The organism is Chryseobacterium sp. SN22, from assembly GCF_008329705.1.
GTDB lineage: Bacteria > Bacteroidota > Bacteroidia > Flavobacteriales > Weeksellaceae > Chryseobacterium.
In genome coordinates this window covers 20,569-33,694 of sequence record NZ_VTSX01000033.1, presented here as the reverse complement: position 1 = coordinate 33,694, position 13,126 = coordinate 20,569, and the positions used below count along the sequence as shown (strand labels likewise).

General features: G+C 40.5%; 9 protein-coding genes. 3 read left to right on the top strand and 6 right to left on the bottom strand.

Annotated elements, in window-relative coordinates; genetic code table 11:
* From FY557_RS18405 to secD, 4 genes are all read right to left on the bottom strand, one after another.
* On the bottom strand, positions 1 to 613 hold a 613-nt coding region (locus tag FY557_RS18405), incomplete at its 3' end, for a phosphatase PAP2 family protein (protein WP_149248702.1).
* A gap of 1 nt (position 614) precedes the next feature.
* Entirely contained in the window at positions 615 to 950 is a 336-nt protein-coding gene (locus FY557_RS18400) for a twin-arginine translocase TatA/TatE family subunit (RefSeq protein ID WP_149248701.1), read from the bottom strand.
* A 162-nt stretch (positions 951 to 1,112) separates the two neighbouring features.
* Complete coding sequence (locus FY557_RS18395) at positions 1,113 to 2,348, bottom strand: TCR/Tet family MFS transporter (protein ID WP_410496128.1); 1,236 nt, start codon at positions 2,346 to 2,348, stop codon at positions 1,113 to 1,115.
* Between the two features lie 499 nt (positions 2,349 to 2,847).
* Positions 2,848 to 5,757, bottom strand: a complete 2,910-nt coding sequence (gene secD, locus FY557_RS18390; protein WP_149248699.1) for a protein translocase subunit SecD — start codon at positions 5,755 to 5,757, stop codon at positions 2,848 to 2,850.
* 214 nt (positions 5,758 to 5,971) lie between these two features.
* Here secD and FY557_RS18385 point away from each other — a divergent pair, with 214 nt between their 5' ends.
* On the top strand, positions 5,972 to 7,336 hold the full coding sequence (locus tag FY557_RS18385) for a PQQ-dependent sugar dehydrogenase (protein WP_149248698.1): 1,365 nt from the start codon (positions 5,972 to 5,974) through the stop codon (positions 7,334 to 7,336).
* Between the two features lie 28 nt (positions 7,337 to 7,364).
* On the opposite strand, the gene FY557_RS18380 is transcribed toward FY557_RS18385, so the two are convergent.
* Together FY557_RS18380 and hemN are read right to left on the bottom strand one after the other, a co-directional pair.
* Positions 7,365 to 8,579 (bottom strand): hypothetical protein, encoded by a 1,215-nt coding sequence (locus FY557_RS18380; RefSeq protein WP_149248697.1) that lies wholly within the window; start codon positions 8,577 to 8,579, stop codon positions 7,365 to 7,367.
* A gap of 5 nt (positions 8,580 to 8,584) precedes the next feature.
* A complete protein-coding gene (hemN, locus tag FY557_RS18375; protein WP_149248696.1) occupies positions 8,585 to 9,943 on the bottom strand; it encodes an oxygen-independent coproporphyrinogen III oxidase in 1,359 nt (452 codons plus the stop codon).
* Between the two features lie 675 nt (positions 9,944 to 10,618).
* Here hemN and FY557_RS18370 point away from each other — a divergent pair.
* Both FY557_RS18370 and FY557_RS18365 read left to right on the top strand, forming a co-directional pair.
* Positions 10,619 to 11,797: a hypothetical protein gene (locus FY557_RS18370; RefSeq protein WP_149248695.1), complete on the top strand. Its 1,179-nt coding sequence runs from the start codon at positions 10,619 to 10,621 to the stop codon at positions 11,795 to 11,797.
* Positions 11,794 to 13,056 (top strand): hypothetical protein, encoded by a 1,263-nt coding sequence (locus FY557_RS18365; protein ID WP_149248694.1) that lies wholly within the window; start codon positions 11,794 to 11,796, stop codon positions 13,054 to 13,056. The genes FY557_RS18370 and FY557_RS18365 overlap by 4 nt, the downstream gene beginning before the upstream one ends.
* Positions 13,057 to 13,126 lie beyond the last annotated feature (70 nt).

Sequence of the window (13,126 nt, the reverse complement as noted above, 5' to 3'; positions counted from 1 at the left end):
ACGTATTTTTGGCTACTCCAAGCTGGGCGGTGGAACGTAAGGAAAAAGCTGTTGCCACTGACTGTTTGAGGATAACTTTTTTCGCAAGCGTACCGAAAATGATTCCCAAAACAGACCCCGCAAATGCACCAACCAGAATATCCCCGGGAAAATGCACACCCAGGTAAATCCTGCTGTACGAAACCACTACAGCCCATATAAACAGTATATACGGAAACCAACGGAGCTTACGTCCCAATAGAATGGTCAGGTAAGTGGCCAGGAAAAAAGTATTGGAAGAATGGGAAGAATAAAACCCGAACTGCCCGCCGCATTTTACGATTCTCATCATATGCTCTAAGGCCGGATCATGGCAAGGTCTCAGCCTTTCAACACCATGCTTAAAAACGCCGGCCAGCTGGTCGGAAACCGTAACACCGATGGCCACGAAAACAAGGATAAAAACCAAAGACCGCAGTTTGTAGTTTTTGAACAAAAAATAAAAGAAAATAATATAAAGCGGAACCCAGATCCATGTGCTGGAAATCAGCATCCAGAACTGGTCGAAACGGGAGTCTCCCAAATTATTGAGAAATAAAAAGACTTTCTGGTCCTCCTGAATAATCTCCTCCATCCTATCTGCTTACAGGCCCTTCATATGTTTCGTCATCAGAAGGTTTTGGTTTCGGAGGTTCATTGGATGCCAAAGGATCAGCAATAACATCCTTCTGAATATCATTCATCGGGTTGTAATCTTTTGCCGCATCTTTTACTTTCTCGATTTCACGCTTAATCTCAGAAACCGGGTTATCCGTTTCCTTCATAATCTCGGTTTTGATATCCTCGACAGCACCACGCATTTTACGCACCCCTGAACCCAGGTCGCGTGCAATCTGAGGAAGCTTATCCGGTCCGAATAAGACAACGATTGCAATAGCAATCAGTGCCATTTCTCCAATGCTTAATTCCATATGGTAAAATTACGAAAGATATATGAAACTGGATGTTAAATATTAAGTTTTAATGAAATATTAAGTTTTAGCCCGATGATCTGATGAAGCAGGACGGGCCTTAAAAGATAAGTCTAATTAATAAAAAGACATACCCTATATTGAATCTGCTTATTCTTTGTTTTAAACAATTTCTTCTTTTTTAATATTTTTTCTTTTGAAATTAAAATAGGTCATTACCACGCTCACCGACATTAAAATAAAAGCCAGGAAAAAAGGAGCTCCCGGAAATTTCAGTGACGAATCTTCTTTACTAAACTGGTAATACAGGCTGGCCATCAGCGGCGGGCCTATCGTTGAGGTAATGCTCATCAGGCTGGTTAAGGCTCCCTGAAGTTCTCCCTGCTCATTGGCTGCTACATTTTTTGTAATCACCGACTGCAGGGACGGTCCGCAGATTCCTCCCAGGCAATAGGGAATAAGGATGGCAAACATCATCCAGCCTTCTGTGGCAAAAGCAAAAAGTAGCATTCCGATGGCATACATTCCAAGCCCGATGTAAATGCTTTTATACTCCCCCAGCTTTGGTGCCGTCCATCTGATCAGAACGCCCTGTACCAGAGCGACCAATAATCCAACCACACCTAAAGAAACACCTACGGTAAATTCTGTCCATTTAAACTGTCCCATTGTAAAGAAGCTCCAGTTGCTCTGCACGGCATGGCCGGCCACATAGACAAGGAAAAGGGTAGCTACTAATCCGGAAAGTTCAGGATGCTTAAATAAAAATTTAAGGGAACCGATCGGGTTGGCCCGTTTCCAGTCGAACTCCCTCCTTTTATTCTTATCTAGGCTTTCAGGAAGGATAAAATAGCCATATAAAAAATTCAGCAGGCACAACACAGCAGCCGCATAAAAAGGCATTCTTGCTCCGAAATGCCCCAAAGCCCCACCGATCAGCGGACCGATGATAAAACCCAGGCCGAAGGCTGCCCCGATCAATCCGAAATTTTTAGCCCGGTCTTCATCGGTAGAAATATCCGCAATGTAAGCACTCGCCGTAGTAAAGCTGGCACCCGTAATCCCGGCAATCACCCGTCCTACAAATAACAGCCAGATTGTAGGAGCCAACGCCAGAAAAATATAATCGACGGTAAATCCGAAAAGCGAAATCAGGATAATAGGCCTTCTCCCATACTTATCGCTTAGATTACCCACCACCGGAGAGAAAACAAACTGGGTAAAGGCATAAGCAAAACTCAGCCAGCCGCCGTATTTAGCGGCTTCCCTTACACTTCCGTGGATGAGCTCTTCGATCAGCTTCGGGATAACCGGGATAATGATTCCTAGTCCGATTACATCAATCAACAGGGTAATAAATATAAAGCCAATGGCTGCCTTTTTTTTCGAATTATCCATCATGCTGCAAAAATAGTGAAATCGTAGATACGGTGAATTATCAATTGGCAATTTTGCAGCGTAAGCGCATATTCATAATAGGCTAAATAATTCATCATCAGTAAATGGTGGATCATCAATGGCCAACTTTGATGGGCAAGTAAATTTTCAGAAAAACAATATCCCCCCCCGAATAGTATTTGCATGGAAAAGAGCTTTAAAGTGATCGGCACGCCGTACGTATACCATCTAAAGGAGCGTTTATAAAGATAGAATTTCTCCGGAGTTCGGGATCATATTGCTTCTTTTTAGCTACACAGATATTGCTTTCCAGAGCAGTCAATCTTTTAAAGTTAATTAATAAATTATTATTGACCCAAAGAAATTCCCCCATTGACAAAGATCACGCCCAGGTTTACAACCGCAGGCAAACTGCTGAAAACCGATCTAAAACCGAAACTTTAAACAAAAAAAAGCCTTTCATTGCTGAAAGGCTTTTTCTTATTTATTGTAGTATACTTTATTTTGAAGCAAGTAATTCTTTGTCGGACGTTGTTTTACCATGCACTTCGTCTTCTTTCCCTGATTTGAGGAAATCGTAAGCAATCGCAGATGCTATGAAGATCGACGAGTATGTACCGAATCCGATACCGATTAACATCGCAAACATAAATCCTCTCAGGTTGTCTCCACCGAAGATAAAGATCGCCAGGATCACCAAAATCGTTGTGAATGAGGTATTGAACGTTCTACCCAGTGTGCTGGAGATCGAATCGTCGAACAATCCTGCCAGGGTTAAAGATTTCTTCTCTCTCAGGTATTCCCGGATTCTGTCGAAGATAATTACCGTATCGTTAATGGAGTATCCCAATACCGTAAGGATGGCCGCAACGAAATCCTGGTTAATTTCCATATTGAAAGGCATATACTTATGAAGCAAAGAATAGGCTCCAAGGATAATTACCGCATCGTGGAATAACGCGGCTACCGCACCTAAAGAGAACTGCCATTTTCTGAATCGTACAAGGATATAAATGAAGATCCCTGCCAATGCTGCGATCACAGCAAGAATACCGTGGGTCTTAATGTCATCCGCAACGGTAGGACCTACTTTTTCCGAAGAAATGATTCCGGCGTGCGCTTTTTCCGGCGCTTTGAAATCCTTCATCGTGGTATTGGCAGGAAGGCTTGATTTCAATCCCTCAAATAACTTCTGCTCTACCGTCTGGTCTGCTTTCAGCGATTCGTCTTCGATAAGGTAGTCCGTTGAAATTTTCAGCTGTTTGTCATTTCCGAAAGTTTTGGCTTCTACCGAAGAGTTTTTACCGTCTTCCGTCTGGAACATTTTAATCAAATTAGCTTCTACATCTTCAGCATTTACCGATTTGTCGAATCGTACGACATAGTTTCTACCTCCGGTAAAGTCGATCCCGTATTTGAATCCGTGGATCGCAATCGATGCGATACAAATAATTGTTAAAACACCGGAAACGATATAAGCATATTTTCTTTTTCCGATAAAATCAATCCAGGTATTTCTGAAAAGATTTTTCGTTGGCGGAGTCCATACCGAAAGGTGCTTTCCTTTATTTAATCTTGAGAAGATCATGGCTCTTGAAATCAATACCGAAGTAAAGAAAGTCATTAAGATACCAATTCCCAGGGTTAATGCAAAACCTTTGATCGGACCAGTTCCAAAAAGGAAAAGTACACCCGCTGTCAGTAATGTGGTTAAGTGACCATCCACAATCGCATTTAATGCGTGCTTGAAACCGTCTTTATAGGCTTCCAGAATACTCTTTCCTGCAAAGAGTTCTTCTTTTGTTCTTTCATAGATAATTACGTTCGTATCCACCGCCATGGCCATGGTAAGTACGATACCTGCAATACCAGGAAGCGTTAGCGTAGCATCTACGGAATCCATAATTCCGAAAATATAGAATAAGTTGATGATCATGGCGATTACCGCATAAACACCTGCACCACCGTAGTAGAAAATGATGTATACGATGATCAGTAAGAAGGCAATCCCGAAAGAGATCATTCCGGCGTTGATCGACTCCTGTCCTAAAGACGGACCTACTACCGTAGCCTGAACGACTTTTGCACCGGCAGGCAGTTTACCTGCTCCTAAAACGTCCACCAATTCTTTTGCTTCTTCCTGAGAGAAGTTTCCGGAGATCTGTGTTCTACCGTTCGGAATGGCATTTACCACGTTCGGTGCTGTATATACTCTGTTGTCCAGGGTAACGGCTACCGGCTTTCCAACGTTTTTCTCAGTTAATGTTTTCCATTCTTTGGCTCCTTTGGAATCCATCTGCATGTCTACCACGACTCTGCTTAATTCATCATAGCCGATGTTGGCACTTTCCACGGCACCGTCTACCGGAGCTTTTTGGTTGATGTTTCCTCTGATAGCATATAATACAAGGCTCTCAGCATCATTGGCTTCAGGCTTGTACCCCCACATAAACTGGGTATATTTAATGTTGGCAGGACGTAAAGACTGAGCCACTTTGCTGTTGAGTATTTTGTTTACAGCTGCGGTATCAGATAATTTTACGTTGGCTACGCCGTTTGTTCTTAATTTGTCGATGTGCAGAAGATTCGTAAAGTTCGTGTTCTTAGCCACCCCCATAGAATCTCCTTTTGCAGCGATAACCGATGTTAAGGACTGGAAATAAGGTGCGACTTCAGGAACCTGCTGTACTTCCCAGAACTGCAGTTTTGCAGACGTCTGAAGCATTTTTTTCACTTTATCGATGTCTTTCATCCCCGGCATTTCCACAGAAATCCTTGCGGTACCCGGCACCCTCTGAACGTTCGGCTGTACAGCTCCCATCTTATCGATTCTTGTCCGGATTACTTCATAAGCCGTTCCTACGGAAGCATCGATCTTTCTTTTTACAATGTTTTTTACCTGCTCATCGGGCGTGTTATACTTTACTTCCGTAAGCGTGGTATTTCCGAAAAGTTCCGGATCTGCCAGCTTCAGGTTAGTCCCTTTAGCCCTGTTGATTGCATCGAACTGCTCAAAGAAATTGTCGATGTAAGATTTGGTGGAATTCTTCTGAACTTCATCCGTCTTGTTTAAAGCCTCGATCAGGATCGGGTTGGTGGAATAACCGGTCAGGTCGTTCACAAGATCCCTCTGGTTGATCTCCAAAAGAACGTTGATCCCGCCTTTAAGGTCAAGACCAAGCTTCATTTCCTTTTCTTGGGCTTTGGTGTAATAAAGTTTAGTGAATCCCAGATTCAGCGTATCCTTAGAAAGTTTTGCAATTTCTTTCTTATACTTTTCCGGATTGTCTCCTGCAACAGCAGTTGCCTGCCTTTCAATTTTGCCGGCGTACCATGTTGGTAATAGCTCGTTTAAGCAAATTAACCCTAGTACAATAGCAACAATTGTAATAAGTCCTTTTCCTTGCATTTTGTTATAACTACGTTAAATTAAGTCGGCAAATATAATCATTTTCTTGAATTTTATGAATTTTAAGTACAGAAATCGTTTATATTCAGACATATCGGCAGTCTTATTTTTATTTAAGATTCAATAATGTTTTTGTGGTATTTTAATGAAATTTTCAATACTTCATTGGTACGGAATTTTCATTCATGTTTAATGCACTAAATATCAAAATATTATGAAAAAACTACTCTTTTGCGCAGGTATTTTTTCTTCCTTTATGTTTAATGCCCAAAGCATTACGCTGGAAGAATTTGCCACCGGGCTCACCGCACCCGTAGAAATCACTCATGCGAACGACAGCAGGATGTTCGTCGTTCAGCAAAACGGAATCATTAAAATTTTACAGGCCAATGGAACAGCAAACTCTACTAACTTTTTAAACATCAGCTCAAAAATCACGTATGGAGGAGAAAGAGGCCTTCTTGGATTAGCTTTTCACCCGCAATACCCGACGAACGGGTATTTTTTTGTTTATTATAACGACACCAACGGGAATATTACGGTAGCACGGTACACCAAAAGCACCACGAATCCGGATGTGGCCGATCCTTCAACGGAAAAGATCATCCTGAACGTGCCGAAACCTTTTGACAACCACAACGGAGGAAGTATCCACTTTGCTCCCGACGGCTATCTGTGGGTGGTAACCGGAGACGGCGGAAGCGGCGGAGACCCGAACAACAATGCCCAGAACAAAAACTCCCTCTTGGGGAAACTGCTGAGGCTGGACATCAATTCTACCGGCGCTTACAATATTCCGCCGGGAAATCCTTTCGTGGGAGTCGACGGAGCCGATGAAGTATGGGCTTACGGGCTGAGGAATGCCTGGAAGTTTAATTTCGATACCGCTTCGGGCAATGTGATGATCGCAGATGTCGGCCAGGGACAGATTGAAGAAATCAACCGTATGCCTTTGACGCAGGCAGGAATCAACTACGGATGGCGATGCTATGAAGGGAACAATGCCTACAACACAACAGGCTGTGCAGCGCAGTCGACCATGACCTTTCCGGTGGCTGCTTATGATCATTCGGGAGGAAAATGTTCCATTACCGGCGGATATGTTTACCGCGGCACCCAGTATCCGGCTTTACAGGGAAGGTATTTTTTCGCCGATTACTGTTCCACACAGATCGGAAGCCTGAATGCGGATGATTCCATCACCTGGACGGCGCCTTCTTCCGGCAATAATTTTTCGACTTTCGGGGTAAATAATCAGAATGAGCTTTTTGCAGCGGCTCTGAACGGAAAAATTTTCAGGCTGACCACTTCAGCAGTACTGAGTACTCAGGAAAACGACCTTTCAACTTCAATAAAAGTATATCCTAATCCAGCTTCAAAAACTGTTTTTGTGGAAGGGATAAAAGATAAGAATGCAACCATTGAAATCATCAGTTTCGAAGGACGAAAAGTATTGGAGCAGGGAAAAATTGAAAAAGACAACAGCATCAACATTTCAGGAATTCCGGCCGGTGCTTACTTTATCAATATCAATTCAGGAAATCATAAATCTTACAGCAAAAAATTAATTATTAAATAATTTGTTTTCGCAGATAGTTTTCAGGGCCTCATTCAGACTTATGCTGAGTGGGGCTCTTTTTCAGAACAACAAAAATAAATAAGAAAACAGGGACAGAAATCAATATTCTTTCCAATATTCCGAAACGCTCAATACAACTATCCATCAGAGGACTTTTTATTAAAGCAGTCAATAAAACGGAAATAACCAAAATAATGCTTTCAAATACTGAAAGTTTTCCTTGTACAACCGCTAAAACATTAAACTTAGAACTTAAAATCCAGAATCCTAAAAATAAAATAACAAATGGAAAAGTCCAGATCCTGTAAGTATCCCATGCAATGGCATGAATTAATAATGGAATTAATGAGATAATTGCTAAAAGCAGCAATATTTTAAAATTTACTTTTTGGAATTCTTTATAAATTAAAAACATTAAAAAAAGTATTGGGATCCCGTATATTATACTTGCTTTTGATATGAATACCCGTTGGATGAAATGAGGACTTTCAGCTATAAAATAAGATTTAAATGATTGTATATAAGCTTCCGAGACCGAATAAGCAACATTTTTTTGTATAAAACCTGAACTGCATAGATAATCAACCATTGAAATTACATTGCCAACACCATAAAATTCCTGATGAACAGACAGAGTAATCATTGCAATCACAGGAAGAATCAGAAATAAAAATATTCTTTTCAGAAAGCCGGCGAAAAATATATCTTTAGGTAAGAAATCCTTTTGAACATTATTTACAATTAAGGAGAAAAGGCATATAGGGACCATCAGAATAAATGACAGCTCATGAATGAATATACAAGATGCAGCTAAAAGTGATGCAAGCATTACTTTATTGCTTTTAATAAGCTGAACTGCAATAATAGTCATTAAAAATATAAGATTATCCATGTATCCCACCAGATGCACGGAATAAACAAGATATTGGGATAAGAAAAAAATCAGAAAGAAAAAAATCCGGTAAATGCTAATAGGACTTTTAGCAATCTGCCTTATGGCAATTGTTAATAATAAGGCATATAACAGAAATGATATAATTTCCGACAGTATATATATATTGTTCTGGGTTTTATCAAGAAACAATCCAAAAATTTCTCCTCCAAGCCCCCTTTTAATAAATCCGAACCTATAATCCAGCAGCCAATGTGCCTGAGACCATTGATTCGGTAGCCTGATGGTCTTTAAAATGCTAAAAACAATTGCATATAAATACAATAGGCCGGTAAGAATTTTATTGTTCATAAAATTTAGATCGTCATCGAGAAAATTCTTGTTTCCGGCCTGTTCCTCATCATCCTGAGGTCGAAAACCATGGCTACATTTCTCGTAAAAGCTCTTCCTTTTTCAGTAATCTGGATATGATGGCCGTTGATTTCCACCAGTTCGTCCTTTTCCATTTCTCCGAGCATTTCAAAAGCATGCTGCAGTTCGGGGAAAGAATTATGGGCATCAAAAGTGGTTTCCAGCTGGCACATCAGGTTCAGGATATGCCTTCTTACGGTAAGATCCTCATCACTCAGAATATGGCCTTTCACTACCGGGATCTCCCCTTCTTCCACCATTTTCTGGTATTCTTCCACTGTTTTTACATTCTGTGCAAAAGCATACCAGGAATCCGAAATGGCAGACATTCCCAAGCCAACCATCAGCTGGGTCTTGCTTGAGGTGTAACCCATGAAATTCCTATGCAGCTTTTTTTGGATCAGAGACTGGTACAAATCATCATGTTCCAGGGAGAAATGGTCCATGCCGACTTCGATATAGCCCAACTCTTCCAGTAACTTTTTGCCGTCTTCGTACAGGCGCCGCTTTTCTTCACCACTCGGCAGGTCATTTTCATCAAATCCCCTCTGCCCCACACCTTTTACCCAAGGAACGTGTGCGTAAGAGTAAAAAGCCAGACGGTCGGGTTTTAATTCCATCGTTTTGCGAATGGTATTTTCCATTGCCTCCCAGGTCTGATGCGGCAATCCGAACACCAGGTCATGGCTGATGCCCCGGTACCCGATTTCTTTTGCCCATTCCGTTACTTCCTTTACTTTTTCAAAAGTCTGTATCCGGTTGATGGCTTTCTGCACTTTCGGATCATAATCCTGAACCCCGAAGCTTACCCTTCTGAATCCTAAGTTATATAAAGTCTCAAGATGTTCGCGGGTGGTATTGTTCGGATGCCCCTCAAAAGAAAACTCCTGATCTTCCGCAATATCTACGGTTTCAAAAATTCCTTCCAGAAGGGCTTTCAGATTCTGTGGTGAAAAGAATGTCGGTGTCCCGCCGCCGAGATGCAGTTCTTTCAGTTTCGGTTTCTCGCCGAACATCCGAAGATACAGCTGCCACTCTTTCAGTACGCTTTCCAGGTATGGAATTTCCACACTGTGCTGCTTGGTAATCCGCTTATGGCAGGCACAGAACGTACACAAAGCCTCACAGAAAGGCAGGTGAATATAAATAGAGATCCCTTCGTCTGCATTCGACTCCTTAAAAGTCCTGATCACACTCTGCTTCCACAGTTCCGGGGAAAAAGAATTTTCATCCCAGTAAGGAACGGTAGGATAAGAGGTGTAACGCGGGCCGGGAATATTATATTTATCGATTAAAGAATTCATTTCTTATTTTAAAATGTTAGCATCAACTTTTATTAAAGCTGACAATGCAAAATTAAATATATCTTATGGATTTTGAATCATGAAATATATTAGGGTGTCTTTCCGGAATTTATAATGAGTCTAAATACGCTCCGGTCTCAAAAATCCTATATGCAAAGATAAAGTGAAAATACCGATTTCAGCAACGATATCTTCTATAGATCTTATTTAAAAATTTAATCTTGAATCAACCTAATTTTTAGCCATTTATCAACTGTTTGAAAATTTATAATTTAAATTGTCTAGCCAACCAGAGTCTTATTTTAAAAGTCCGCAGGTTCAGCAGATTTTTATCTGCATTTATATTTGTGACGATTATATCTAAGACTAAATTAACTTGATTTTTATACAATAAATCCAATAACTCACTATAATTTTAATTATTAAACACCCTATCCATAGCGTCAGGCTTCAGCCAAAGCATATAATAATTTGGGCTAAAGCTGATTTTATACCATAAAGCAAATAGGCTTCCCTTCGACCGGCTCAGGATGACAATAAAAACATTTGGCAAAGAAAAAATTCAGGTGGCCTGTGATCACCGGAACAGGTCACCTGATACATTTTAGATGAAGTTTTATGATTTAAAGGAAGAATTCAGGCAGGTTTTCTTTATTTTGCAAAAACATTAAAATCATGATCAATTTCAGTCTCAGAAAATTTGTAGACGAAAACATCAGCCATTTCGATCCCGGAAATCCCCAGGATCTGATCCGGGCCGAAAAACTGCTGAAAGCAGAAAGCAAAATGAACCAGACTTTCAGCATTAATGAGATTGAAGAATTTTTAGACTACCTGAAAAATCAGAAACCGCAGTTCGAGCATGTTCTGAGTCTTCCTGTCATCAAAAGCATCTACCATGATGTGTATCCTGAAAACTTGAGCAAAAAACCGGACCTCAGAGAAATCCCGGAACATGAAATTGAAGAATTCAGGGAGATTTTTTCGTCTTATCTTGAGGAATTTATTTCGGTAAGTATCCGAAACAACCAATGGCAGAACCTGATCTTTTTTCAGCAGTTTTATTCGCAGTTTTTCAGTCCGGAAAGCCTTGATTTTTATAAAGAGCTGCTTCATGACAAGAATGATCTTATCATCAGCGGTATCATCAGAAATGATGACATGGTAATCTTCCGTAAAAATTACCCATTTGCCGTCGATAAAAAATTCTATTATCTGCAGTCGCTGGTGGATAATTTTGAATTTGACCAGGATATCCTGACCATCAACAATGCCGTTGCCGAAAACCAGAAAACCTCGGTTGACAATAAAGTCGTGCTGGGCGAAATCCTTACGGCCATTTTTCATTTCACGGCAGCCAGCGAGATTACCCGAAACATTATCCGGCAGAACCAGACGGTGGCCGAGGACTGGAAGAATCAGAAAAGCGGATTTTTCAATAATCTGGCGTATAGGATTGCCAATTATTTTGCGGACAGTCAGAATTCGGTTTTCGTGCTGTTTCTGTCCATCGTTATTCTAGGACTATATCTATTAAGTTATTTTTTTGTAATCACATCAGGCAGTAATGCGATTTTATTTTACGGCATTGCCAATGCTATTATTCTATATCTGGCGTACCGGAATTTCAAATATTATTTCAACTTTTTCAATCCTAAAGACCTGACAGAAACGCTGGCGAAATTGGCGGGGACTTTACTGATTACCCTCACGACAGGTTTTCCTTTGCTGTTAATGATAGGATTTGGGATTATGTATGCCATTATCTCGGTTTCCGGTGCAAAATTTCCTGCAGGGGCCTTGCTGCCGCTTATTTTTTTAGGAATCAGGCTTTTTAAAAACAAAGATAAATGAAACCTCTTAAGTTATTGGATATCGTAAAAGAAGTCCTGCCTGATTTTAACGGGGAAAATCCTTCGGATCTTTTCAAAGCCGAAAAAATCTTAAAAGCCAATCAAAAAATTCATTCAGAATTTTCACTAAATGATATTGACAGCTTTCTTATTTTTTTCAAAGAAAACGGCAACAAATTCAATGTTCTTTCTGAAGATGAAAATCTTTTGAAAATACTGAATGATGAATATTTTAAGATCGATGCGGACCACAACAGGATATTTCCGAATATCATGGACATCACGCCCGCCTTCAGAACATTTTCCGAAGAGCCGGTAAAACATTTTATTCAGACAAACATCAGGCATCACGACTGGGAAAACCTGAGAATTTTTTATAAAAATTACTTTCCGGTTATCAGTCCTGCGGCGAAAGACTTCCTGATGGATCAGCTGACACAGAAAAACAATCTCGTAAGATCCCTTATTCCGCAGCGCGATTGCTATTATTACCTGACGGATCAGTACCGGCACGGCATCAATCCTTACTTCTACGTTTTACAGTCGGACATTGATGCGGCTTATTTCAACGAGGAAATCATGGCCATCAACAATGCAATTTCCGATCATCAGAACACGGAGACGTATTTAAAAGTATTTTTGGGAAGGGTTTTAATGGCACTCGGACATTTTGATGCCTACACGGAAGAGTTGAGAGGTTTGCTGAAAAACAATTCGAAAATCGGTGCCGAGTGGGCCGGTAAAGAAATGGTTTTCCACCAGGAACTTACGGAGGAAAGCTTCAGGCAAAGGCGTCAGGAAATGCAGCAGGCCGGGAATTACAACCGGCCTTACAAGAACAGGAAACCCAGAAGCATGGTATCGGAATGGATCATAGCCGCAATATATTACCTCATTATTTTAAGCATTTTTGCTTCATTATACCATATCAGCGAAAAAGTGTTTGCAGGTATTCTCGCCTCTGAACTTATCATTTTTTTGTTTGCCAACAAACGCATGAATAAAGAATACGGAAAAAGACCCGAAGCAAAAGACCATTCCTGGTTAGGGAAAAACAAGAAATCAGGCTACAAGCTGATGCAGCTTCAGCTCTACACCATTACCATTGCATTTTTTATCATGATATTTGTCGGCTATCTTCGTTCATGGTACGAATATCCTGTCCTGGCCATTATGCTGACAATCCTTTTACCTTACTGTATCTTAAAGGAAATGGATAAAATAAAGAAAAAACGCTCAAAACAACAACATCGGACTTAAGTCATATGTTATTGATAAACACTTAATTATACATCAATGAATTAAAACTATTTATTCTTTTATTTTAATC